Source organism: Streptomyces sp. NBC_00045 (assembly GCF_045041095.1).
Taxonomy (GTDB): Bacteria; Actinomycetota; Actinomycetes; order Streptomycetales; family Streptomycetaceae; genus Streptomyces.
In genome coordinates, this window is record NZ_CP108272.1 from 620,892 (window position 1) to 644,898 (window position 24,007).

A 24,007-nucleotide genomic window follows, 5' to 3' on the forward strand; every position below is an offset into this window, starting at 1 on the left:
CGTAGGGTCGGTGCATGACGTTGCCGCTGGAAGAGGATTCCAGGCCGCCCTACCTCCAGGCGGCCGAGGTGCTGCGCACCGAGATCCTGGTCGGGGATTTGGCCCCGGGCAGCAGACTGCCGTCGGCCCGGCTGCTGCAGGCTCGTTTCGGCGTCTCCAGCTCGACGGTGCAGAACGCGCTTCGGGTATTGTAGCAGGAGTCCTTGGTCTATTCGGTCTTGGGGCGCGGCAGCTACGTGATGCGCACGTGCCTCAGGTCACCTGCTGCAGGCGGCACGCAGTTCTCCCACGGCATGTCCCAGGACCAGGAAGCCGAGCACGACCCCCGGCCCCCGCACGTCAGGACAGCGGACACCCTCCGAGAGGAGATCCGGTCCGGTGAACTCGGACCGGGCGAGCGGGTTCCCTCCGCCCGCGAGCTCCAAGACCGCTTCACGATCGCCAACTCGACCGCGCAGAACGCAGTGCGCGTACTCAAGCGGGAGGGCCTGGTTTTCGCGGTCAAGGGTCGTGGCGTATTCGTCCGCCCTACTGTGGGAGAGGAGCAAGCCGGCACGACGGGAAAGCTCTCAGCGGGGCAGGGTGTCCCCGCCGACGGTGACCTCGACGCCCAGCTTGCTGCCGCCGAGCAGCGCCTCGCACGTGCCGCGGATACCTACCGCAATGCTGCTGCCGAAGTGGAGATCCTCACGCGCGAGGCACACCGCCGCGGACTGCTTCCGCTGGCCCCTGCGCGCGGGGCCACGACACCGTCGTCCAGCACTGCCTGAAGGCCGCCCGGGCGCGCGGTGAGATCGCTGAGCCGGGGCAGTCCGGATCCGGTGCTCGCCGTAGCTATACGAGAACAGGGCCGCCTCGGCGGGCTGGATCGGGCCGCGTACTGACGCGTGGGGCCTCTTCCGCCCGGTGAGGGCGTCGACCTGGTACGAGTCGAGGACGTCGAGGCGCGGGGTGGCGGTGTACGCCCGGGCGGGACCTGGCGCAGGACGAGTACGCCGCCGGCGTCGGGGTGAGCACGGGCGTAGTGGAGGGCGGCGTCGAGCCGGTGGCGGGTCCAGGCCAGGGCGGCGGCCAGGGCGTCGGCGGTGACGGGACCGCCCGCGTGCGCGAGCGCGCTGATGACGGTGAGCGCGTCGTGGGCGGCGCCGGCCGGGCGGCGGTCGATGACCTGGCGGTGGCGGGGCAGCTCGAAAAGGTCGTCGGAGCCGGGCATCAGGTCGGCGGGGTGCATGTCGAGGCGGCAGGCGAGTTCGAGCAGGACGCGGACGGGCAGGTCGGGAGTTCTTCGAGGTCGATCTGGTGCTCGTGGACGCCGAGGAGTTCGGCAAGCTGCCAGCCGGTCATCCCGGCGGCCAGGAGGCGCCGCTTGATGACGTGCGATCTCTGCACCGAGTCGCGGCGTCGTTGGGGGCCCTCGCGGTGTACGACCCGCAGGGCGCGGGCAAGGTCCTCTTCGTGGTCTTCGCCGCGATGGCGGAGGTCGAGCGGGAGTTCATCCACGAACGGACCCTGGTCGGCCTGGACACCGCCGCGGCGAACGGCAACCACGGCGGGCGCCCGTCGGCCGTCGACGGCGACATGCTCGCCGTCGCCCTTCGGCGCCGCGAAGCTGAAGAGTCCGTCACCTCGATCGCCCGGCACCTCGGCATCGGCCGCTCCACCCTCTACCGCACACTCGCCGCGTACGACGAAGCCGCTGAAACCACGGCTGGACGAGATGCAACCAGTCGCTGACTGTGCCCAATCACTTCAGCTGAAGCGATTGGGTTGACCTGCGGATCACCCCTCCGGTTCTGAGGCGAGCCGACCGGTCGTGAGCCCTGGCCAGCGGGTGTCAGCGGGTACATCTACGCTCCCGTTCATGCACATGGATGATCTTGCCTGGCAGGCGAGCAACTTCGGCGGCCTCGCCCCGAGAAGCGTGGACTTCCTGTTGGAGCACGGTCACCTGGAACTGGTGATCCAGGCGGCGGCCGAACGCGGCGAGTGGTTCTGCGCGGAAGGCGCGGTGGAGGAGTTGTGCCGGGCAGGGGAGTTCGGGCGGGCACTGAAGGTGATGGAGCCGTTCGTCGCGATCGGGTGGCCGACTGCCTTGTGGGCGAAGGCCGACATCCTGCTCCGGTCGGGACGGCCGCAGGAAGCACTGGATCTCGCACGCCCGGACGCAGCCGGTGGGGCCTCTAAGTCCGAGTGGCATGACTTCGCCAGGTTGCTTGCCAAGGCAGGACGCCCCGACGAGGCCGTCGATCTACTTGTCCCGCACATCGACGGATGGTGGACCCTGTCCGTCCTGGTGGAGATCACCGAAGGCCTGGACCGTGACGAGCAGGTGCTGGAGCTCATCGCCCCGCACGCCGACAGTGCGCGCCACGCCAGGGGCGAGAGCCGGTGGAACCACCCCTTCTCCAACGCGCAGGAGCTCCAGGCCCAGGTGCTGGAGCGTGCGGGCCATACCGACGATGCGATCCGGATCCTGGGTCAGGACATAGCCGGACGCCACTACCTCACGCAGAACACGCTCGCCGCGTACGCCGGGCTTCTGGCGCGTCATGGTCGGCTCGACGAGCTGCGCGAGCTGGCCACCGGACAGAACGCGCACACCGTCCTGGACGTCTACGCCGGTGCCCTTCGCGACCACGGCCGGGCCGAGGAAGCCGAGACCGTGATGCGCGAAGCCATCGCCGCCGACGACTGGGTCGGGTACCGAGCCTGGCTCTCCTCAGCCTTGCTGCAGGACGGCCGACTGGACGACGCGATCGTCGTGGCCGAACCCGGATTCGGCTGGTACGACTGCTCCAACCTCCTGGCACCACTTGTCTACCCGCTTCTCCACCGCCCCGAGGAACTACTGCACCTGGTGGAGCACCCCAGTGTCGTACCCCACCATGACCACGAGGAGTTCCAGCACTGGTGGCGAGCCTTGGCCCTCGCCGGCCTTGGGCGCGTCGACGAGGCGATCGCCCTGGCCGAAGCCGACCCGCGCCCTTGGACCGACCCCCGCATCGTCAAGGCCGACCTCCTCAGCACGGCCGGCCACCTCGACGCCGCCGCTGCCGAACTGCGAGCCCTCGGCACGATCAAGGCACGTGAGGAACTGTGCAAGGTCTTGGTTCGGCAAGGGCGGGCGGCCGAGGCGATCGCCGTCCACCCCACGGCGGCCGAGCAGCGAGCTGCCAAACCGAAGCCTGGGCCCATCCCGCTGGGCGAGAACGGGTACTCCTTGGAGCCCCCCTTCTAGGAGGACCGTCCCACTGACACAACTCTGCGCGCCACTGACATCTACTCTGCGCACGACAAGGAAGGCAGCCGCCAGCGCCGGCGCCCGGATTCGCGAGAACGCGACACCGCCGACCGCCTACCGGTTCAGTGACCCCGGCCGCGCAACCGCCGGCAGTCCTCCTCCCCGAAGGAGTAGGGAATGAGATTGATTGGTCTAGTGACGTTCTTGGCGGGAATGGCTGGACTTGCCATCTCAAGCCGGGGGAAAGAGGGTGGGACAACTGGCGTTCGGGGCAAAAGAAGGGGGCGGGGGCAAGCGCCGTCCTCATCCTGCTGGGGCTTGTCTTTATGGGTCTCCCTCGATCCTGAGTGCTGTGGGAAGCCTGCCCCCTTAGGAAGGATGGCCATAAGAATCGAGGAGTGGATGCCGAGTGGGAACGGCTGTGGCCGTTCCTGCCGGTCAGCAACATGCGTTGTGGCAGGTGGCGGGACCACCGGCAGGTGATCAATGGGATTCTGCTCCGGGTGCGAACCGGCGTTTCAGTGGCGTGACCTGCCTGAGCGGTTCGGCCCCTCGGAGACCGAATATGAACGACACCGGCTGTGGTTTGCAGACGGAACGTGGGAACGTCTGCTGCAACAGGTCCAGGCCGAGGCCGACGCAGCCGGGGAGATCGACTGGGACATCTCGGTGACCCGACCATCGTCCGAGCCCCCCAGCATGCGGCCGGCGCCCGCACTGACCCGCCCGCCGGCCCTCGCTGCAAAGGGGGCCGAACGGCCAGAACGTCAGGTCGAGACGCCGTGGCAGAGCCTCGTCGCCGGCTTGGTGGAGGTGGTGCAGGAGGTGAGGGCCTGGGCCACTCGCGCGGCGGGTTCACCACCAAGCTCCACCTGAATGCCGACGGCCGACGCCGCCCTCTGTCTCTCATCGTCGCCCCAGGACAGCGGGCGGACTGCACCCAGTTCAGACCCGTGCTGGAGAAGATCCGCATCCCGCGGACCGGGTCGGGTAGGCCCCGGAAGGCCCCGCTCCCCCGAGAGTCGTTCCGGCGCCTCCATCCGATCAGCAGGCCCAGGGCCCCGAGCTGGTGGCGGAGATCAGCGCCGACCGGGCGATCGACCGCGGCGGCGTCTTCCGCCACCCGCTGCGCTTCCAACGGCTACGCCTGGACGTGACCGTGGACGACGTTCCGCGGTTCGGGGCGGGGCCGACCGAAGCGGCTGCTGGTTGAGGATGAGCGCTGGGAGCAGGGCGGATTCGAGCCGACTCTGTAGCGGATCTCCGTGTGACCTGCGGACACCTACGGACATTCTAAGGACACCTTCGGCCTACCTTCGGAGTACGTTCGGCCGACGACCTGCGGTGATGTGGACCTTGGCGGGTTCTGTGAGCGTCCGGCGGTGGTAGCCGCCGGGCGGTCCGGCCCTGGCCGTGAACGCGTCGTCCGGGAGCGTGTGCAGGACAAGGCGGATCGCTTATCCACCATCGAAAAGCGCGGGAAGAGGCGGCGCGAGCGCGGGGACGTCGAGGGGCTCGGCCGAGGCACGGTGTGACGGGTCACGATGCCCCGTTCCTGGCTGAAGGAGCCGGCCCCCTCACCAGACCGTTCCTGTGTCTATGCGATTACAGAAGGTTGTTATCTTCGTAGGGGGGAATTGTTCCGCTTGTGGTGTGGGCGCATCGAAGTCGCTGCTGTAAGCGAAGACTTCGGTGCCGGCGGATCGGGGGGCTGTATGAGCTGGATCGGCAGTTGGTGGAGCAGTCAGCCTGCGACCATGAAGGCCGCGATCCTCACTGTGGCGGGCTCGATCATCGTGGGGTGCCTTGGGCTGTGGTCCGGCGTGTTCAGCGGCAAGGACGACCGCCACGATCCGAAACCCGGACCTTCGGCATCACAGTCAGGTCCCTCCACCGGCGGCGCGCCCACTGTGGGCCCGGGACAGGCCTTGCCCGGTTGCGGCGACGAGCCGGGACTGGACGTGACCGTCGAGCCCAAGCAGCTGACGGTCGCATCGGACGGGTCTCTCACCGCCGAGGTCAACTGCAACCTTCAAGGGGGATGGCACCTGACGTGGATGGTGCAGCTCGATGGCGTCGGCAAGCCCGTGCCGCATACGAACTACTACCCCAAGGATGATTTGGGGCGGCCCGGCCCGTACACCTTCGACGTCCACCTGTCCCCGTCCGATCCAGGTTCTGCCCGTACGATCTACGTCGTTCTCACGGATGACTTCGCCTACCGGCAGCTGAGTGAAAACCGCAACTCGGACGGATCGCTCCTGAAACTCCCGAACGGTGCACGCAAGGTCTCCAACTCGGTTCTGGTCAAGCGCTACTGACCTGCCCCGGCACAGCAGCGAGGTTCGGCCATCCATCGGCTCGACGGCATATCCGTAGGCAGAACGTTTCCAGCCGCCGATCCCGATGCCGAGCTGGACCGCCTGGACGACAAGCCGGTGCTCGACCTGACGGCCGTGCGGACCCTGAAGAAGTCGCGCACCGACGTCGAAGCCTGGAGTTCACCGACGAGCAGTTGCGCCACCTCCAGGCCGTCTTCACGAAGGCGGCCGACCAGGCCCGCAACAGGATGGACCGGTACGCCGACCGCAAGGACGCCACCGCGCCGCCTCTGGTGCGCGAGGACGACCAACGCGCACACCGCCCCCGTCCTGACCCACACCGCGGTCCGGAAGCCGGCCGCTGAGCCCACCTGGTGCGGTGCGTTCGGTGCACGTCGCACGATGTCGTGCACTCTCCGCACGGATGCCTGACATTTTCGCGGAGTGCACAACGTCAGCTTGAAGCTCAGTTTGCAAAATGGGAGCGCGTCGCGGGCGGTGACCGGATTGACGACGGGGCCGGCCCGCCGTGGGCGGGTCGGCCCCGTCGCATGTGGCGCTCACGGGGTCATCGCAGCGCTGCTGCATTCCTGTGCCGCGAAGCCACCAGCAAACGGGGTGCGCCGCTGATCCGGCTGATTCTGGACCCCACGGTGGTACCTGGTGTGCTCGAAGTGGGCAATCCAACAACTACTGCGGGTGGGTTGACTACGGCGATCCGAACGACGCGGGTAACTACTACTTCGGGCTGACGGACGTCGGTAACGGCGACTACATCAACATCGACTACGTCAAGGTCGCCTGGTAGTCGCTAGCCGGATCAGGGGTCGGACTTCCGACCCGCGAGGGCGCCGCCCGGTAGAGGCGGTGCCAGAAACACGGAAGAGGGATCGAGTGAAGATTGGTTTGAAGTCGTGGGCCGGGGCGATGGCCGGTGCCGCGCTGCTGGGTGCGGTGTCGGTGATTCCGGCGCACGCCGGTGTGACGGCGGAGGGTCAGTTCGAGTCGTCCATCAACTCGTGGCGGGCAGGTAACGAGTCGCGCCGCTGGTGGGACAACAACGACACCGGGGACTACACGGGTATCTACTTCTCCGGCTGCTACGCGGACGGCGGTGGCGGGTTCAACTATGCCGGGCTGCAGTTATGGAAGGACATCTCTTCCGCTCCGGACCGTTCCAAGGGGACCCGTACGAACTACTGCGGGTGGGTCGACTATGGCGACCCGAACGACGCAGGCAACTACTACTTCGCGCTGACGGACGTGTCCCACGGCTCGTTCATCTCCGTCGACTACGTGAAGGTCGCCTGGTAGTACGGTTGTTGAACAAGTAGTACGAGGGTCCCGGTGGATTCAGCACCGGGACCCTCGCCTGTCCACTGTCCCACAACCAAAGCCATCCCACTGGCGGTGGGGTGGCGGATTGTGCGTTCCTCCATGCCTCTGATTTTTGATCATGTTGCGTTCCAGTACGGGCGGAAGACCCCCGTCTTCAATGAATTCAGTCTCCGGATTGATGGGCGGGCAACGGTCCTCCTCGGCCCGAACGGAGCTGGCAAGTCCACACTGATGGCCATCGCCGCCTCCCACCTGCCCCCCTCCTCCGGGTCGGTCACCTTCAACGGAGGCGCGGCAAAGGGACGCCATCTGGCCACCTACCGCAAAAGCGTGGCGTGGATCCCCCAGCAGATCACCCCCATGCCCGGGCTGACCGTACGAGAACAGGTCGCCTACGCGGGATGGCTCAAGGGCATGCCGAAAGACTTAGCGTGGAAGGCGTCCGAGGACGCGCTGCGCCGCGTCGACCTCACCCGTCTCGCGGAGCGTAAAAGCCACCAGGTGTCCGGCGGGCAGCTCCGCCGCATGGGCATCGCGGGGGCACTGACCCACCGCAGTGAGCTGATCTTGATGGACGAGCCGACCGCCGGCCTCGACCCCACGCAGCGCCTGGTGTTCCGTGAGCTGGTTGCCGACCTTGCCGGCAGCGTGCAGGTGATCGTCTCCACGCACCAGACCGAAGACCTCGCCGACCTGTATACGCACGTGGCCGTCCTCGCCCACGGCAAGATCCGCTTCCAGGGCAGCCCCGGCGACTTTCACGCCCTGGCACCGGCCACCACACGCGGACGCGAGCAGGCCGAAGCCGCCTACTTGATGCTCGTCGGACGGGAGATCTGACCGATGCGTATCGCCACTCTCCTGCGATCATCCTCCGCCGGACTCATGCTTGTCTTCCTCGCCGGCTATGTCCTGTTGCTCCTGTCGGAACCGATAACCACGGGCACCGTCCCTGGTTACGGGCCGTCCGTCCTCGGCCACGCCTCCTACACGATCCCGTTCGCCGCGGCGGCGTGCGCGGCGAGTGGAGCGTGGGAAAGCGCACGCCTGCGCCGAGGCAACGTCTTCGGGCAGACTCCTTCCCGCAGCCGGCTCGCCATCGCACTGCCGTTGCTGGTCCCCGTTTGGGCCATGGGCGTGGTCGGGATGCTCATCGCGGTCGGTGTCGCGGTCTCGGCCGCGGGAACGCTCCCGTCTTTCTCCCACCTGGGCATGTTCGTGGTGTACGCGCTGCTGATGGCGGCCGCCACGCTGGCCGGATACCTCCTGGGCGGCCGTCTCCCGCACCTTGCGGCCGCACCGTTGGCGATGGTCACCGGGTTCTGCCTGACCGCGTTCCCCGGATCCTGGGACACCCCGTGGCCCCGCCATCTGGTCGCCGGCGCCTACGACAGCTGCTGCTCGGTCGGATCGGTCATCGACCCTGTGGCCGTGTGGGCGCCGCTCCTGTTCACCTGCGGAATCATTACCGCGTGCCTCCTCGCGATCGCCCAGGCCGACCGCTGGAAGCCTCTGTCCGCCCTTGTCGCCGCGTCCGTGGCCTCGGTGTTTCTGGTCGTGGACATGGGCTACGACCCGGTCACCGACCGGAACCCCGACGCTCTGATCTGCGACACCGCCGGCGTCCCGGAAGTGTGCCTGTGGCCCGAGACCCCCGGACGCTCCCGGATCGTGGCGACCACCCGCACTTACAGCGGCCGCCTTAAGGACGCCGGGCTTCCCGTGCTCTCCTCCCTCACCCAAAACCGTGACCTCAAGCCCGGGCAGGCCGGTTTCGGAGGCAAAGGGCAGGTCCGCGAGCAGGGCATCGCCGCCAACCTCACCAACACCCTCCTGCCCCCCATCCCCGAATGCGCCCGAACCAGCCACACGTACCCGGGGTTCCCCGCCCGCGGACCGCTCACCGCATGGCTGACCGCCATCGCCACCCAAGCTCCCCCGGCGCCGGTCCAGGGCCGCGTCTCCCCCGACGACGCGAAACTCGCCCAGAAGGTCCTCACGCTGCCCTCCGACCGTCAGCACGCCTGGTACGAAACGAACCGGGCCGCGCTCACGGGCTGCGACCAGAAGCCGAGCCTGAACCCTGAAGGAGCAGGCCGGTGAACTGGTGGGCCGCATCCCGTAACGTCCCCACCCTCGCCGCCATCACCGCCGTGACGGCCGGCGCAGGCCTGGCATTCGGACAGAGCCGCATCCCCGTACCCGCAATGGTCGGCGGTGCCGGACACTTCCTTCTCGCAGCGCTGATCACCGTCATCCCCGCTGTGGCATGGCTCTCCTTCACCGGCCGCGCCCGGGGTGCCGCTGAAATCGTCGCCGTGCGGGCCGTCCACCGCTTCGATACCTCCCTCGCCGCTGCCTGCGCCCTTGCCGCCCTAGGCATGGCCGTCCTCGGACACTTCATGGGCGCTGCGCCAGTGGCCCTGGCCATCGGCCGGAATACCGCCTTCTACCTCGGCCTGGCGCTCCTACTCAACCCCCTCACCGGCGCCCGGATCGCAGCCCCAGTCCTCACCGCTATACCCCTGGTCCTCGCCGTCGGAGGATGGAGGAGCGGCGGCCGCGGAGCGCAGCCGTGGGCTGTCATCCTGCACCCCGCAACCAGCTTGCCCGCCCTCCTGGCGGGCGTCGCGGTCCTGGTTGCCGGAGCGACGTTCAGCAGCCTCAAGCCGCCGCGCGGCGCCCGCTAAGAGACCGATTTCCACTGAACACACAACCAACAAGACGGGCCGTCCTACTCAACCTGGGGCGGCCCGTCCGAATGTGAGACAGAGCCGTTTACTGGATAGAACCGGCGGTAGCGGAAGCCAAGGCGAAGGCGCTCGCCCGCGCGAGGAATCAGGAGAAGGTGAGTCGTGCCTGGAGCTGGATCAAGAACAACCGTGGAATGCTTGCCAGCGTTGGGGCGACGATCGGATGCTTTGTGCCAGAGGTCGGATGGGCTGCGTGCGCGGGACTCCAAGCAGCTGCCTATGGGTTCCGTGCCGAGCAACGCGCTGCGGAAGGGGGCGGCTGGAAGAAACATGGAAAGAAAACACGGCTGACGGAATTATAACTGCGTCGACGTTTGGCGTTGGCACAGCGCTGCGCTGGGCGAAATTTGGAAATCTTTCCATGTTTGTCGAAAGGGCGCGTGTCCCTGGATTCTATCGAGCGGCGGCATATAAGGGAGCGGAGGCGTATCATCCTCTGTATGCGCTTGCGGTCGGTGCCCCGAGTATAGCCGGGATATTTAAGAAGTTCTGATGGTGAGATCGGCCTGCCCGGCTTGCCTGGGTGGGCCGATCTCTATGATTGGGAGGGAAATGCCGTGGCTTCGTCATTTAGGAGCCCGTGGAGCTTTTTTGTATGGCTCCTGGGTGCTGCTTTCTTGTTGATAGGGGTTGCGACGCTGGATCCTGACAGGCTGACGGCTAACATCTTCACCACTTCCATGGCGTTCGGGTTTGGTGGTTGGGTATTCTGCATGGCGCCACTTTCTCGTGTTCGCGTAGACGGCAAGGCTATCCGTTACTTTGGGGTGTTCAAGTGGAAGACCTTTGCGTGGTCCGGCGTTGAAGAATTGTCGACCATTGCTCTGGGTGGAGACTTGATGGGGTCTGAGGCGCCTGTGATCAGGACTGTCGAAGGGAAGGAATTTCCGCTGCTCATTCTCGCTGGTTATACGGGAAGCAAGAGCGGCGTCAATTCGAGAGTTCAGCGTCAGGTGGAGGTCATGCGAAATGGTAAACCAGTCGCTTAGATTCCCTGGGCGAGGAGATGGAGATTTGGACCCGGAGAGATTGACTCCATCGCGGTTGGCGAGCAGAGTGCCCACCCGCCCGGTGCAGCGCCAGACTCAGCTCTCCGGCTCCTTGCCCATATGGCGCCGCTGACGCGCCGTCGGCTGCCCGAGTGCTGTCGTTACGCGTACCCGGACGGGGTGTAGGTCAGTGGCGGGACGGCCACGTGACGTGCCGCCCTCGCCTACGGTGTCGGCGGCGTATGCACGGTAGGTGGAATGACCGCTTTGCCGGAACGGCGCAATTCTGTGAAAGTGCTTCAGATTGAGGTCTCGCCCACTTAAAGTGGCTGGTCAGTAAGTCTGCTCCCCGTGGCCGCGGGGATGCCTCCATCGCTAACGAGATCAAGGACGCCAGCCTCGTCTGCTCCCTGCCCTGCGGCCGCGGGGACGGCACGTCACTCTCCTTGGGAAGACCGCTCGCGGCCGTGTTCCTGACTGGGCTGGCCGCGGACTACTGGCTGGCCACGCCCTTTGTGGCAGGCACTTGTCCCGATGACGCAACCCACTCCTGGCCGGTCCTAACCGTCCTACTCACCACGACTCTTGTCGGCGCCCACGGCACGTACAGCTGCCATACAGCGGAATCCGGTAACCGACCGAACAGGGAGGTGGCAGTCAGTACTCCCTGCACGGAGGCTGGGCCGCTGGGCGGGCCCCGCTGTCGAGTGCGCCTGCGGAGCCGCTCAAGGGGCACCGCCCTCCTACCTCGGGCCGACGCCATCGACATCAGAGTGCACAAGGCACTGTCACGTTGAAAGGCCGGCCATCGGCGTAGGGCGACTGCCTGAGAACCAGGGGTCTCCGGGCGAGCTTTCGGCCCCTCAGGACCACCCGTAGATCATCATCGGTCACACCAAGCCGGAGGCCGCACCGCTTCTCGTCAACCAGTACGGCGGGGTGATGCCCGACGACAACCGGCTCCACAGCTCGCCAACGGCCCGCTCGACCGGCTCCAGCTCGGTGGTGCGGAGGAAGTCAGCGCGCCACCGAAGGCCCCTTCCGTGCGGAGGATCGGCCCCCAGCCGTCGCGAACCCTGTGATTCCATGGGTTCATTTGGACGCGTCTGCGGCCTGCTGTCAAACGACCGTCTGACGACTCGCCGTCCTCCGTCCTCCCCGGGCCAGGCGGGTCCGTATCTTGGGCGTGAAGGTTGCTCACATGTTCGGGGGTTGGGTGCGCATCACAGATCACGCTCGGTGGGATCGGGGCTTTCCGGTGAAGTACCTCCTGGTTCAGGAGGACGAGGACGGCGTGGAGCAGCTCTGGGGGAGGTGCGCGGGCGTCGAAGGGCTGTTCGTCGACCCGGTCCCGCCGCCACGGGAGCTCCTCACCCTCCGCGGATGCAGCCCCGATGGCCTCCTGAGCGAGGTCCTGGCCGAGCCCGGCATCTCGTTTCGGGGTCTGGGCGACGTGTGCGTCGAGGTCTGGGACGACGAGCAGCCCGTGCAGTGGTGGACTCTCGTCGATGCGGTCGTGGTAGCCCATCAGCCCCACCCTGGCTTTGTTCGTGAGTTACGGGTTCTGGCACAGATCTTGGGGAGTCGTCGCAGAGCGTTACCTTGATGTTCGATTGTGAGGAGACGGGTTCGCGTGAGACCGCGTACGCCTTGTCGTCCGACGATCAGAATTGACGCTCCCTCAGGTGTCTGCCGACGGCTGCTGCGGTCGGTTGTGGACGGTGATGGTGCTGGTCATGCAGACCGATGCACCGTTCTGGGACTCGCTGGTGTTCGCCGGGATCGACGAAGTGGATATCGAGGCGGTGACGGCCGCGTTCGGCACGGTCGAGGTGGTGGCGAGAGGCCGCGCGGCCGGCTCTGCATGTCCGGACTGCGGCCGCTTCTCGGAACGAGTCCACGACCGATACCAGCGCAGGCTGAAGGACCTTCCGCTCGCTGAACAGGGCTTCGTGATCCGGCTGACGGTCCGGCGCTTCATCTGCGGAGCGGCGGACTGCCCGCGCCGGACGTTCGCCGAGCCGTTCTCCCGGCTGGCCGCACCGCACGCACGGTTCACGACACGGCTCAACCACGTCCTGGAGCGAGTGGGGCTCGCGCTGGCCGGGCGGGCCGGAGCTCGGCTGGCTGCCCAGCTTGGCTTCGGCGCGGGAAGGATGACCTTGTTACGCAGGGTCATGGCATTGCCCGATCCCACGTTCAGCACGCCGCGTGTGCTGGGTGTGGACGATTTTGCGATCCGTCGAGGCCAGACCTACTCCACCGTCTTGACCAGCGTCGAAGACCATCGCGTGGTCGATGTACTCCCGACCCGCGAAGCCGGGCCACTGGCCGCCTGGCTAATCCAGCACCCAGGCGTGGAGATCATTTGCCGGGACCGAGCCGGCGCCTACGCCGAGGGCGCCCGCCGCGGTGCCCCCGACGCTCTGCAGGTCGCAGACCGGTTCCATCTGTGGCAGGGCCTCGGCCGAGCCGTTGAGACCTGTGTCGCCGCCCACCGCGACTGCCTGCGCAACCCATCGCCCACCGGCACGCTGCCAGGCGCGACCCGTCCAGACCCCGGTCGGCCGCAGGACGACTCGGCGCCCGTCGGCCGGCGGGCCGAGCGGAAGAAGGCAGCACATGCCCTCGTCCACGAGCTCCTCGCCCAAGGCCATTCGCGCCGGGCGATCGCCCGGCACCTGGGCTGGGGCCTCAACACCGTGCTCCGGTACGCGAACGCCGCACGTTGGCAGGTCACCCTCCGCGACAACCGGCCCCGGCCCAGCAGACTGGACCCCTACAAGCCCTACCTGGAGCGGCGATTCGCCGCAGGATGCACCAGCGTCACCCGACTGCACGACGAATTGGTTGCTGAGCTCGCTCCTGTCACCTACGGCATGGTCCGCGCGTACATCGTCACTTTGCGCGGGGCTCCATCCGAGGCGCCGCCCCAGCCGCCGACGGTGCGGCAGGTGACCGGCTGGATCACCCGTCACCCCGCGACCCTGGCCGAGGAGGACCGGGCAGGCCTGAAGGAGGTCCTCGCACGCTGCCCCGAACTGGACACGGCAACCGGACATGTCCGCGACTTCGGCGAGATACTCACCGACCGCCTCGGATCCACGCTTCCCACCTGGATCGATGCAGTCGACACCAGCCAGCTACCCGGTCTCACCGGCTTCGCGCTCCATCTGCTCCGAGACCTCGACGCCGTGACAGCCGGGCTCACTCTCGACTGGAGCTCCGGCAGCATCGAGGGCGCCGTCAACCGCATCAAGAAGATCAAAAGGCAGCTCTACGGCCGAGCCGGATTCGGACTGCTCCGCAAGATGATCCTGCTCCAGTGACACCAGCCGTGGCAGGATGGCCTCATGTTGATCCGAAAGGGCGATGCCGCGTAGGCGTCCCAAGGCCGTCCGTGCAGAGCGGTGGCGGCCACGATGGCAGTATCCGGTCCTGAGGGTCCGCGGTGTCTCCGCGCGGACTCGTGCAGCGATCCGCCAGGTCGAAGACCAGGAGATGTGGCCCAACGCGGTCGCGAATGCGCTCTCTCGCTTCGAGTGGGCCTTCAAGCAACCTGGCCGCTACCTGAACGCCTCCGAGGCTTGTTCGCCTGGGATAGAGGTGGAGGACGCTCGTGACGATCTGGAGCGGGCGATGCTGCACCTTCCTCCCGGAGCCAAACGGGACTTGGATCGACTGATCACGCGCATCGATGAGGAATTCGAGCGCCGCACCTTGCCGGAGCCCAACTACATCGAGTGGGCAATGGACGGCTGGTGGTGGACCAGGATGCGTGAACGCTGACGGACCCGGCCTCGTGTCCCTTCGCTGGAATCGAACGACGCCTTCACCCTCCGCGACCACTCCCCAAGATCTGTGCCAGAACCTACTTCTCACCGACATTCATGCGCTCTCAGGACGACGAGTGATGCTGGAACCCACAGACAAGTGCTCTCGCTTGAGACTTACGCAGCCACCACCCCGGCGACCCGGCGCGGTATGACATTGTGCTCGGTGCCGGCGTCAGGAACGACGAGAGCTTCTTCGAAGTGCCTGCGACACCACGCTTCGAGCTGTTCGCGGGAACGACGGTCGCTGCTGCAAGTGCAGGCCGGTGCTCCGATGTGGACGGCCTGTTCAAGCCGCGAGCGGACCCGGCCCCTGTCCCGATGGAGCTGATCGGCTGCGAGGCTACGGAGCCACTGCTCTTAGGGACTCAGCGACCACGCCGGTGGACACGGGGCTGGGCCGATCTCTTGGTGCTGGATCGCCACGGCGCAGTGATGGCCTCGCGCTCCGTGGGCCTGGCCATCACCGGAGCGCGCCCGTCTGTGCTCGGCGAGGGCCTGGAAGACATAACCCTCACCGATGGCGGCGCCGATCGACCATCGTCGGCGGCCCGATCGATCTGGGCGGAGTGGTATCAGGGCCCGCCAGAAGCACCCAACATGTGGGCGCCGTACGACTCGCCGGGCAGGGCCGCTTGGCTCGACCTCACCACCCGTGCCTGGCGGGTGCCCGCGCCCCGACCGGACCGCTCTGGCGGCGAGTACCATCTCGACGGCCGGTTCGTCACAGACGTCCCCGGGCTGCACTGCGCGATCGCCGAGGCCTTGCTCGGACCTGGCCGCTACTTCGGCCGGGAGTGGGACGCCTTCGAGGACTGCCTGTGCGGTGGATTCGGAGTGGCCACGCCCTTCACCTTGACCTGGCACGACTTCGAAGTCGCACGCCGCGCACTGGCGGATGTTGTGGAGGATCCTGAGGGTCAGCTCTCCTACTTCGAGGAGATCGTGCAACTCCTCGAACGCCGCGGCGTCATGGTCGTGCTCCGGTAGCCCGCCGGCACCCGAGCGACTACGACTCAGGGACGGAGCTGAGCAAGATTCAGCGCCTGCTGTTGCCGGGTGCGAGCAGGCTGGTGACCTCGGCGATCGCCTCCGGGGACGGCTTGAAGTAGCGGCGGACGCTCTCCGTCTTCTTGTGCCGCGACTTCGCCATCAGCATCAGCAGGCTGGCCCCGGCCTCACCAAGGCGGGTCAGACCGGAATGGCGGTACTCGTGCAGGTCCCAGCCCGTGCCCGGCCCGTGGTGTGCTCGTCCAGCAGTACGCGGGCCACCCGTGGGAGAGATGGGCGAGCCCGGTGTCCGGGCAGACGTCGCGCGGGCTGACCACCTTGACGGCGTCGGGACGGCGGTGGGTCACGAACACTGGCCGGCGGGTGCGGCCCTCGAGTAGTCGGGGTAGCAGTCGGGCGGTACCAGCGTGCTTCGGCAGCTCATACGAGAAGCCCAGACGCTACTCCATCAGCGTCTGGAAGCCCGCGCCCACGAGGATCCTGTCCTGATGAGTCGAGACGTCGAACACCACTCTCAACGGCACGCGATCCTCGTGGGTTGCGGACGCCGCCCTATTCCTGGATGACGCCGTGCTGCCTTCTCACCTATGCAACGACCCGTCCACCTCGACTACAGAAGTCGAAGGCCAGGTGTACGAAGAAAGTGGTCCATGCCCGCCCACTCGAACAGGCATGCACCCAGGATGGCATGTGCAGTGGGAGTGGACAGTTCCCACCTTCTGGCTCTCCTTACACCTCTGAGCTCACCATTATCCGACAACTCGACACTCAATCCATTAACCGAGAAGACCAAATCAACCGCCTCCCCAGAAAGTCGGACTGAGCGTTTCGGCCGGGAAAGAGCCGAGTGAGTTGTAATTTGGCACGCCTTGCCATCCAAGACGGCTACAACACCTCTCCTGAGCAGCTTACGCGAAAGGAACCCAGGAGATGAAAGTCCGCAGACCTTCAATCTAGGCTCCCCCGCAAGGGAAAAGAGCCAGTCCTCCCATGCGTCGGCGGCGGACTCGGGATGGATGCGATCACCTGGGCCCCGAGCCAAAGAGACCCGGCCAAGAGGCGTGCTCGCGCTGGCATGGACACCCTCTCGGTGAGCCGGTGCAAGCCAAACAGCCGAAGAGACTTCCCGTATGAATTGCAATTTCCTCAGCCTCCGCTGTACCCGCGACTCACGGACGCCACGGCTCGTGAGGCGCCCCGGCCAGCGGCACTCACTCCCTGACTGATCCCACAACCGGCAGCCGTCGCCCCTCTCCAGGCCAAAAGTCCGCCTACACCGAGAGGACTCTTCCCCTCATTCTTGTACCGAAATGCGCCTTGGGCGGCTCCGCTGGGCCGGTCAGGCCGGTGGCTTTTTGATGGGCGCTTCGCTGCCCGCCCAGAGGTAGATGCGCGTGGTGCCGGGCTGGAATTCATGCGCGTGGATCTTCGTACACAGCCGGAGCGCGTCGCTTTCGGGCGTCTTCGCGTCGCGAGGGCAGACGCTGGTGATGCGCATGCCTTCGACGAGGGTTTCCGGCTCGGGGAGGCCGAGGTGGGTGAAGCCGTCGCTGCGGGTGTAGCCCGGCTCTTCCGGGTGCCGGTTGCGGGCCATCTGGGTGCCCTCACGTAGAAGCGGCTGCAACAACCGGTCTGCCTCCGCGGTCGGCACTGTGAAGGCGAGCAGCACGACGTCGTACTGCACGTTGGTGTGCAGCCCTGCCCGCCGGTCGGTCGCCGTCTGCGGTACCTGGAGGCCCATCGTCTTCGCCACCCACTCGGGCGTGGCGTTCTGTTCCCAGCAGCACTTCTTCTGATCCTCGGTGGGATACCGCAACCCGTACATGCCCGTCAGGACCATCCCGAGGACCCCGAGAATGCACAGGCCCGAGAAGACCCAGGCACCGATGGCGAGGCGCCGGTGCCAGGGCTTGCGCCTCCCGGCACCGGCCGGAGCCGCAGGACCGTTCATCGGTCGACATCCCCTCCGCCGTCCCGGGCATGGCGGCCCGGATCACTCCGCTCGCCGGCGCGCCCGGGTTCGTCGGGGGCGGGCACTGCCGCTGCGCTGCCCAGCTCGTAGTGCTTGACCGAACTGCTTCCCGCCATGTTGAACTCCTGGGCCAGACCGACCCTGTGCTGCTGACTCGGCTCGCCGTCGGGTATCTCAAGCTTCCCGATGTGCACGCCCTTGCCCTGGTCCCAGTTGTACCGGTCCCAGACGTTGACCTGGTAGTCGAGGCCGACCACCGGTTTGCCGTCCGCGCCCGGCATGACGGTCACCACCCCCGTCACGTTCGACTGGGCGCCACCCACTGCGTAGTACCAGTTGGGGTCTGCCGCATCGCCGAAGTAGTAGCCCTCATTGGGTGTCTCGACCGGAATCACGACCGGGCGGCCGCCGTTTCTCTCGTACTCCGCCAGCGCCTGCTCCCGCCACTCCTTCTCATTTCCCTGGAGGAACAGCTGGTCCACGTGCGCCTGGAATCCCCTGTTGTCGGTGAGCATCTTGTCGACCGGGAGTTCCATGGGGGTGCCGGTGTTGTCCAGGTAGTGCTTCATGTGGCGCGAGGCGTCGTTCAGGTCACCGCTGTCGGCCAGGACGACGAGTGCCTGCATCTTCGTCCTGGTGACCCAGTCGTTCCATTCGATGTCCTCCGCCCCGTGCTTGCCCGATCCCCGGTCGGGCGCCGCCCGCTTGACCGACGGGTTGAAGAGTCCGGCGGCGAGGAGATCGTCCCTGTGGGCGGTCCACAGCTGCGCACGGGCATCAGGGCTGAGCGACTGCCACAGTCTGCGCAGTTCGGCCTGCTGGGCCGGCTTGGCGTCCTTGCCCAGAGCGGCCAGCTTCATCGCCCGCGGCAGCTGGTCCTGGTCGAGCGAGGTGTACTCGGCGTGCCCGGCGTTGTACGGGTCGGCGCCGTGGGAGGCGCGCAGCGCCCGGGTGACGGCGGCGTCCACCTCGGACGCATGACTGACCAGGCCGGTGAGCGTCTCGGCGTACCAGCGCACCATGTCCTGGGTTCGCTGGTTGGGGCCCTTCGCATCGCAGATGGATGATTCCACCCTGACCTTGCCACCGCCGCCGTCGGACACCAGCAGCCCCGGATCCGGCTCGGGCGTGTGCGAGGGGTCGCCCTGCCTCGCCTCGTCGGCCAGTGCCTTCGCCTGCTTCTGGATCTGTGTCAGCTCGGCGTGTGCATCGGCGAGGATCAGGTGGATGCTCTTGGCCTCACGCTGGAGGTCGTCCACCTCCTTTGCGGCGCTGCGCACGAATTCCCGGGTGACGGTGGCGTTGACCCCCTCCCACCGCGCTGCCTCGGACTGCTTCACCAGGCCGTCGCGCACGGTGGCGTGCAGCTTCGCGAGTTCCTCCGCGGCCGTCTTCCACTCCGCCACCGCCTCGTTGAGCTTGCCCAGGTCGAGGGAGATGAGGTCGGTCCAGGTGAGGGTCACTTCACGTACCTCTGTATCTCGGAGACCGACAGGGCGGAACCGTCGCGGTGGCGCATGCTGGCGGCAATGGCCTCGTCGTCGTTCGCGTGGGCCTTCTTGGAGAAGTCGAGGTGGTTGGAGATGTGCGCATACATCTGCAGCACTGTCTTGACCTGGGAGTCCCAGGTGGACAGGGTCACTGACAGCTCAGACCCCATGGCTAGGTTTCTGGTGGAGCACTCGGCAGCGGCACGGGCCGTCGCGCCGGTGCCGGCGATGTCCGCCTTGGCACGCAGTTGGCCGTGGATGAGGAACGCCTCGTGCCCGACCGCCCCCAGGTCGTCCTGCGTGACGACCAGGTCGAAGGAAGAGCCGCCTGCCGACGCCGTTCTCTTGGCGCCCGCCCATTCCTCATCGAACGTCACTGGGCCCCCTCAGCAGCTGATGCACGACACAGAAGGGATTCACCCTAACAAGCAGTACATCAGAGGGCGTTCAGTGCGTCCGTCTGGTCACCTAGTGCCGCATCAGGCAACGTTCGCCTCGCCTGTGGAGACGGAGAAGTAAATCGGTGGGGTGATGCAGGGGAATCTGCCACGATCACCGGATGGGTGCATTGGATGCAGTAGCAGGCAGGGTTGCTGGCGGCGCCACTGTGGCGTTCCGGCCCAGCGGCTCCTCGATGGTCCCGCTGATACGCAGTCGGCAGCAAGTGGTCGTTGCTCCGGTCGACCCGTCGAAGCTGGAGGTCGGGGACATCGTCCTCGCCCGTGTCGCCGGGACGGTCTACTTGCACTTGGTGTCGTCCGTGGACCCCGCCAAGAAGCGGGTGCAGATCAGCAATAACCGTGGCCGCACCAATGGCTGGACCAGCCACGATCGTGTCTTCGGTATCTGTGTGGCAGTCGACGGCGTCACACGGTCAGGGGGCGAGGGCAAGACGCTCGCGGCCGACTCCAACGACTCTTCCTGAACCTGACGCTCCAGCGGCATCGGGCCGCCAAGCTATGCGGGTGGCAGAACGAGTGCGCGTTCGCGAGATCGATGACGACGAGGGCCGGCGGTTACTGCGGATAGTCCGCAGGGGAACGGGCTCCGTGGTGACCTGGCGGCGCGCAGATGGTGCTGCTGTCCGCTCAGGGCATGCCGGTCGTGAAGATCGCCGAGGTGTCGTTCACCAGTGACGACCGGGTCCGAGACGTGATCCACAACTTCAACGCCGACGGCTTCGACTCGCTCTACCCCAAGTCTCCGGTGGCCGGCCGAAGACCTTCACGCTGCCCGAGCGCCGCGAGATCAAGAAGATCGCGAAGTCCAAGCCGACCGAGCATGATCTGCCGTTCTCGACCTGGAGCCTGACCAAGCTGGCCGACTTCCTGGTCACTGAGGGGGTGGTCGACGACATCAGCCACGAGGGCCTGCGCCTTCTGCTCCGCGAGGAAGGCGTCTACCTTCAACGCCTGAAGACCTGGAAGACCTCCCGTGATCCGGACTACGCGGCCAAGAAGGCCCGCGTCGAGCACCTCTACGCGATCGCCGACGGTGAGGTCATGGCCGAGGACAGCGAGCCCGAAGTCGTCTTCTGCATGGACGAGTTCTACGCCGCCGAAGTCAGCCGACGCCCCAGCAACCGAACCTCAAGGCCGGCAGAAGCCACCGAATAGGAGATCCAGATGCAGGCTCCCTCGCTCGACGCGGACTGGCTCGTCGTCTGGCAGCACCAGATCACCAAGTCGCTTCAGCGTGTGCTCAGCTCTTTCGAGGACACCCACGGCTACCCGCCTGGCGACAACGAGATCATCCTGGCAAATGCCGCCAGTCGATCAGCATCCTCACGGTTCAAGGAGCACCCCGCAGCCGCACCCACCTTGATCGCGTTCTACGACACGATCTCCGAGGCAGCCCTGCCCGACATCGACAACGGGCACTTCATCCACTCACCCGACCACGTGCTCAACGACCTCGCTGAGTACGGCGCCGTGCACGTTGCAGACGACGCGGTCGGCATCGTGTTCGGAAGCGACGGCGGAGGCAACCTCCTTGCCGTCGACCCGAGCGGGACCGTCCATCGGTCCACCACCGCGTCTTGGCTCGACGCCTTCGAACCGATCGCCCCCAGCTTCGTCGACTTCCTCGAACAGCTTCAGCAGGTCGTCGCCGACTTCGCAGACACAGGGTTGGCACCCGAGCATCGCTGACGTGCCCTGGCCCAGACCATGCCCTCGGACCTGGTCATCGCGGAGGCGCGTGGGCGGTGGGCCTGTGGTTCGGATGGCCGATGGGCAGCCCGGATGGCGAGGAGAACGTTCGTCGTGGTCGACATCACCGAGATCTACGTCCACTGGTACGCGGGCCGCTCGAAGAGCGAGTTGGCCGCGTCGCTGGGGTGGATCGCAAGACGATCAGGAAGTACCTGGAGCCGGCGGAGGCGTCCGGGATCACGTCGGGTGGGCCGCCGATGCGGGAGGCCGACTGGGCCAAGCTGATCAAGAGCTGGTTTCCCGAACTCGCTGACCGGAGGCTGCGGCAGATCACGTGGCCGGAGATCGACCAGCACCGCGACTACATCAAGGATCTGTTGGGGACGGTGACGGTCTCGACGATCCACCAGCGGCTGCGGGACGAGCACAAGCTGGATGTGTCGATCTCCTCGTTCCGCCGGTGGGTGCATGCCACGCTCCCCGACGAAACGGCAAGGTCGCAGGTCACGGTCTTGCGTGATGATGTCGAGCCGGGTTCGGAGGCTCAGATCGACTACGGGCACCTGGGCCTGTGGACCAATCCGAAGACCGGCAAGCGGCACCGGATCTGGGCCTTCGTGATGGTGCTGCCGTGCTCGCGGCACATGTTCGTCCGCCCGATCCTCTACCTGCACCAGCACGCCTGGACCGAGGCCCACGTCGCCGCCTTCCGCTACTTCGGCGGCGTCCCGCGCCGGCTGGTGCCGGACAATCTGCGGACCGGCGTCGACAAGCCCGATCTCTACGACCCGAAGATCAACAAGGCGTATGCCGAGCTCGCCACCCACTACGGGGCCCTGGTCGATCCGGCCCGCGCTGCCCGGCCCAAGGACAAGCCGCGGGTCGAACGGCCGATGCCCTACATCGTTCGAGACCATCGAAGTCGAGACCCTGCTGCCGCTGCCGCCCACCCCGTTCGTCCTGGCCCGCTGGTCAACGGCGGTGGTCGGACCGGACATCCACATCAAAGTCGGCCGCACCCTCTACTCGGTGCCCTGGAAACTGATCGGCCGCCGGTCGACGTCCGCTCGACCGCCACGATGGTGCAGGTCTTCCTCGACGGCGCCCTGGTCAAGACCCACGTGGCCCTTGACCAGGGAAAACGAACCGACAGGACCGATTACCCGCCGGAGAAGATCGCCTTCCAGATGCGCACGCCGATCTGGTGCCGCACCCAGGCATCCGACGTCGGGGACTCCTGCCGGACCGTCGTCGACCAGCTGCTGGAGGTCAACGCGCTCTACCGGCTCCGCGCCGCCCAAGGGATCCTGGGACTGAAGAAGAAGTACGGCGACGCGAGGCTGGAGGCCGCCTGCGCGAGGGCCATCACGGTTGGAGATCCGTCCTACCGGACCATCAAGGGCATCCTGATTGCCGGCACCGAGGCCGATCCGGAGCCCGAATCGAGTGGGGACGTGGGCGCCGCGGCATTCCTTCACGGGCCCCAGCGGCTGTTCGCCTCCGTCGCCCCGTCTGAGACGGCGGATGAGCTCCTTGACGACCAGGTCCACGGCGAAGTTGAGGGAAGCCGCTGATGAGCGTGATGGATTCTGCCCTGCGTGAGTCGCTGAAGTCGCTGCGGCTCTCAGGGATGCTGGAAACCCTCGATGCCCGCCTGGCCCAGGCCCACGGGGGTGAGCTCGGGCACCTGGACTTCCTGCAGGTTCTCTGCCAGGACGAGATCACCCGCCGCGAGACCGTCGCTTTCCAACGGCGCCTGGCACGGGCGAAGTTAGAGCAGCAGGTCACCTTGGAGGAGTTCGACTTCACCGCTTCCTCGAAGCTGCCCGCGGCCCAGATCCGCGACCTCGGGGCCCTGCGCTGGATCCATTCGGGCGAGTCGGTCATCCTCGTCGGACCGGTTGGGGTCGGAAAGACACACGTCGCCCAGGCCCTCGGGTACCTCGCCGTCTGCCAGGGTGCCCAGGTCCGCTTCGCCAAGACCAGCCGGATCCTCGCGGATCTCGCTGGCGGCCACGCGGATCGCACCTGGGACAAGCAGATCCGTGAACTGGTCCGGCCTGACGTGCTTATCCTCGACGACTTCGCCATGCGCCAGCTCGGAGCGGCCCCGGCCGATGACCTCTACGAGCTGGTCAGCGAACGGCAGGGCAGATCCCTGATCATCACCAGCAACCGGGCACCGAGCGACTGGTATCCGCTCTTCCCCAACCCCGTCGTCGCCGAGTCGCTGCTGGACCGGCTGATCAACACCAGCCACCAGGTCATCATGAACGGCCCCAGCTACCGCCCGAACAAGCGCCCCAAGAACCCCACCGACAAGCCCGACAAGCCCCCGGTCCGCTAACCCCCGGACCCGTCCACGTTCCATTCCCGCGGCAGTTCCCCATCGCAGAAGACGCAGGCGAAGTCCTCCTCCCGAACGATGTTCAGCTGGCCGCAGGCGGGACAGCGCCGGAACACCACCTCGTGGGTGAAGCCGGAAGGGTGCTCGATCCCGGCTGAGTCCAGAGCCTTCGCGACGGCCGGCCACGAACTGACGTCCGGGCAGAATCCGGTCGACTGGTTGCTCACCTCAGCGACCACCCACTGCCCGGACTCCTTGCGGAAGCTCATCTCTCCGGCACCGAGGACGGGGCCGCCGCCGGCACACACCACGTGCTCGCTCCGGCGCGGCGCGAGCCGCAGCACACCCGCCGAGTCGATGACGAACGTGAAAGGCTCGGCCAGCTCCACCGCCGCCAGAGACGAAGCCCAGTCGGCGAAGTCCGATGCCGAGAGGATGCTTCGGCCCTCCGCCTCCGGCCGGACAAGGGCCCGCAGATCAGGCGGTCCCACATAGCGATAGCTCCACCCCAGCAAGTTCATGCTGGCCAACGTAACCCCCGCCCGAGGCCAGGGCCTGG

At 66.7% G+C, this 24,007-nt stretch carries 26 protein-coding genes and 3 pseudogenes; 23 read left to right on the plus strand and 6 right to left on the minus strand.

What is annotated here, in order from left to right:
* Positions 1–14: 14 nt before the first annotated feature.
* Together OHA65_RS38645 and OHA65_RS38650 are read left to right on the plus strand one after the other, a co-directional pair.
* Positions 15–194: a GntR family transcriptional regulator gene (locus tag OHA65_RS38645; protein ID WP_331736506.1), complete on the plus strand. Its 180-nt coding sequence runs from the start codon at positions 15–17 to the stop codon at positions 192–194.
* Between the two features lie 9 nt (positions 195–203).
* Complete coding sequence (locus OHA65_RS38650) at positions 204–770, plus strand: GntR family transcriptional regulator (RefSeq protein ID WP_405763622.1); 567 nt, start codon at positions 204–206, stop codon at positions 768–770.
* A gap of 442 nt (positions 771–1,212) precedes the next feature.
* On the opposite strand, the gene OHA65_RS38655 is transcribed toward OHA65_RS38650, so the two are convergent.
* Entirely contained in the window at positions 1,213–1,389 is a 177-nt protein-coding gene (locus OHA65_RS38655) for a hypothetical protein (protein WP_405763625.1), read from the minus strand.
* On the opposite strand from OHA65_RS38655, the gene OHA65_RS38660 reads away from it, so the two are divergent.
* The 16 genes from OHA65_RS38660 to OHA65_RS38735 all read left to right on the plus strand — a co-directional run bounded on the left by OHA65_RS38660 (position 1,375) and on the right by OHA65_RS38735 (position 15,465).
* Positions 1,375–1,734, plus strand: coding sequence for a recombinase family protein (locus tag OHA65_RS38660; RefSeq protein WP_405763627.1), 360 nt, complete (start codon positions 1,375–1,377; stop codon positions 1,732–1,734). The genes OHA65_RS38655 and OHA65_RS38660 overlap by 15 nt on opposite strands.
* Before the next feature lie 127 nt (positions 1,735–1,861).
* Positions 1,862–3,238, plus strand: a complete 1,377-nt coding sequence (locus OHA65_RS38665) for a tetratricopeptide repeat protein (protein ID WP_405763628.1) — start codon at positions 1,862–1,864, stop codon at positions 3,236–3,238.
* Positions 3,239–3,639: 401 nt separating this feature from the next.
* Complete coding sequence (locus tag OHA65_RS38670; protein WP_405763630.1) at positions 3,640–3,771, plus strand: transposase; 132 nt, start codon at positions 3,640–3,642, stop codon at positions 3,769–3,771.
* Positions 3,728–4,117 carry a transposase gene (locus OHA65_RS38675; RefSeq protein ID WP_405763632.1) on the plus strand — a complete coding sequence of 130 codons (390 nt, stop codon included), beginning with the start codon at positions 3,728–3,730 and terminating at the stop codon, positions 4,115–4,117. Before OHA65_RS38670 ends, OHA65_RS38675 begins: the two co-directional genes overlap by 44 nt.
* Positions 4,118–4,310: 193 nt before the next feature.
* Positions 4,311–4,454 (plus strand): hypothetical protein, encoded by a 144-nt coding sequence (locus OHA65_RS38680; protein WP_331736583.1) that lies wholly within the window; start codon positions 4,311–4,313, stop codon positions 4,452–4,454.
* Between the two features lie 544 nt (positions 4,455–4,998).
* A complete protein-coding gene (locus OHA65_RS38685) occupies positions 4,999–5,562 on the plus strand; it encodes a hypothetical protein (protein WP_405763634.1) in 564 nt (187 codons plus the stop codon).
* A gap of 194 nt (positions 5,563–5,756) precedes the next feature.
* The gene (locus OHA65_RS38690; protein WP_405763636.1) at positions 5,757–5,927 is read left to right on the plus strand and encodes a hypothetical protein; all 171 of its coding nucleotides are present in this window, start codon (positions 5,757–5,759) and stop codon (positions 5,925–5,927) included.
* A gap of 529 nt (positions 5,928–6,456) precedes the next feature.
* Entirely contained in the window at positions 6,457–6,876 is a 420-nt protein-coding gene (locus OHA65_RS38695; RefSeq protein ID WP_331736518.1) for a hypothetical protein, read from the plus strand.
* A 111-nt stretch (positions 6,877–6,987) separates the two neighbouring features.
* On the plus strand, positions 6,988–7,740 hold the full coding sequence (locus tag OHA65_RS38700) for an ATP-binding cassette domain-containing protein (RefSeq protein WP_405763638.1): 753 nt from the start codon (positions 6,988–6,990) through the stop codon (positions 7,738–7,740).
* A gap of 3 nt (positions 7,741–7,743) precedes the next feature.
* Complete coding sequence (locus tag OHA65_RS38705; RefSeq protein ID WP_331736522.1) at positions 7,744–9,003, plus strand: hypothetical protein; 1,260 nt, start codon at positions 7,744–7,746, stop codon at positions 9,001–9,003.
* Positions 9,000–9,590, plus strand: coding sequence for a hypothetical protein (locus OHA65_RS38710; RefSeq protein WP_331736524.1), 591 nt, complete (start codon positions 9,000–9,002; stop codon positions 9,588–9,590). The genes OHA65_RS38705 and OHA65_RS38710 overlap by 4 nt, the downstream gene beginning before the upstream one ends.
* 620 nt (positions 9,591–10,210) lie before the next feature.
* The gene (locus OHA65_RS38715) at positions 10,211–10,642 is read left to right on the plus strand and encodes a hypothetical protein (RefSeq protein WP_331736525.1); all 432 of its coding nucleotides are present in this window, start codon (positions 10,211–10,213) and stop codon (positions 10,640–10,642) included.
* Between the two features lie 1,258 nt (positions 10,643–11,900).
* The gene (locus OHA65_RS38720; RefSeq protein ID WP_331736527.1) at positions 11,901–12,248 is read left to right on the plus strand and encodes a hypothetical protein; all 348 of its coding nucleotides are present in this window, start codon (positions 11,901–11,903) and stop codon (positions 12,246–12,248) included.
* 79 nt (positions 12,249–12,327) lie between these two features.
* Positions 12,328–13,971: an ISL3 family transposase gene (locus OHA65_RS38725; protein ID WP_405763642.1), complete on the plus strand. Its 1,644-nt coding sequence runs from the start codon at positions 12,328–12,330 to the stop codon at positions 13,969–13,971.
* Positions 13,972–14,143: 172 nt separating this feature from the next.
* The gene (locus OHA65_RS38730; RefSeq protein WP_327286506.1) at positions 14,144–14,431 is read left to right on the plus strand and encodes a hypothetical protein; all 288 of its coding nucleotides are present in this window, start codon (positions 14,144–14,146) and stop codon (positions 14,429–14,431) included.
* Between the two features lie 644 nt (positions 14,432–15,075).
* Complete coding sequence (locus tag OHA65_RS38735; RefSeq protein ID WP_405763645.1) at positions 15,076–15,465, plus strand: barstar family protein; 390 nt, start codon at positions 15,076–15,078, stop codon at positions 15,463–15,465.
* Positions 15,466–15,514: 49 nt separating this feature from the next.
* Here OHA65_RS38735 and OHA65_RS38740 read toward each other — a convergent pair.
* The 4 genes and pseudogenes from OHA65_RS38740 to OHA65_RS38755 all read right to left on the minus strand — a co-directional run.
* Positions 15,515–15,893 (minus strand): annotated as a pseudogene (locus tag OHA65_RS38740) (site-specific integrase); the annotation flags it as partial.
* Between the two features lie 932 nt (positions 15,894–16,825).
* Positions 16,826–17,437 carry a hypothetical protein gene (locus OHA65_RS38745; protein WP_329317041.1) on the minus strand — a complete coding sequence of 204 codons (612 nt, stop codon included), beginning with the start codon at positions 17,435–17,437 and terminating at the stop codon, positions 16,826–16,828.
* The gene (locus tag OHA65_RS38750) at positions 17,434–18,921 is read right to left on the minus strand and encodes a hypothetical protein (RefSeq protein WP_329317043.1); all 1,488 of its coding nucleotides are present in this window, start codon (positions 18,919–18,921) and stop codon (positions 17,434–17,436) included. Before OHA65_RS38750 ends, OHA65_RS38745 begins: the two co-directional genes overlap by 4 nt.
* On the minus strand, positions 18,918–19,325 hold the full coding sequence (locus OHA65_RS38755; RefSeq protein ID WP_329317045.1) for a hypothetical protein: 408 nt from the start codon (positions 19,323–19,325) through the stop codon (positions 18,918–18,920). The genes OHA65_RS38750 and OHA65_RS38755 overlap by 4 nt, the downstream gene beginning before the upstream one ends.
* Positions 19,326–19,507: 182 nt before the next feature.
* Here OHA65_RS38755 and OHA65_RS38760 point away from each other — a divergent pair, with 182 nt between their 5' ends.
* From OHA65_RS38760 to istB, 5 genes and pseudogenes are all read left to right on the plus strand, one after another.
* The gene (locus OHA65_RS38760) at positions 19,508–19,873 is read left to right on the plus strand and encodes a S24 family peptidase (protein ID WP_327286497.1); all 366 of its coding nucleotides are present in this window, start codon (positions 19,508–19,510) and stop codon (positions 19,871–19,873) included.
* Between the two features lie 40 nt (positions 19,874–19,913).
* Positions 19,914–20,534, plus strand: a pseudogene (locus tag OHA65_RS38765) (helix-turn-helix domain-containing protein); the annotation flags it as partial.
* A gap of 39 nt (positions 20,535–20,573) precedes the next feature.
* Positions 20,574–21,098 (plus strand): hypothetical protein, encoded by a 525-nt coding sequence (locus OHA65_RS38770; protein WP_329317047.1) that lies wholly within the window; start codon positions 20,574–20,576, stop codon positions 21,096–21,098.
* A 114-nt stretch (positions 21,099–21,212) separates the two neighbouring features.
* A pseudogene (istA, locus tag OHA65_RS38775) lies at positions 21,213–22,675 on the plus strand (IS21 family transposase).
* Positions 22,675–23,448, plus strand: coding sequence for an IS21-like element helper ATPase IstB (istB, locus tag OHA65_RS38780; protein WP_331736537.1), 774 nt, complete (start codon positions 22,675–22,677; stop codon positions 23,446–23,448). The pseudogene istA and the gene istB overlap by 1 nt, the downstream one beginning before the upstream one ends.
* On the opposite strand, the gene OHA65_RS38785 is transcribed toward istB, so the two are convergent.
* Positions 23,445–23,969, minus strand: a complete 525-nt coding sequence (locus OHA65_RS38785) for a hypothetical protein (RefSeq protein WP_327286498.1) — start codon at positions 23,967–23,969, stop codon at positions 23,445–23,447. The genes istB and OHA65_RS38785 overlap by 4 nt on opposite strands.
* Positions 23,970–24,007: the final 38 nt, after the last annotated feature.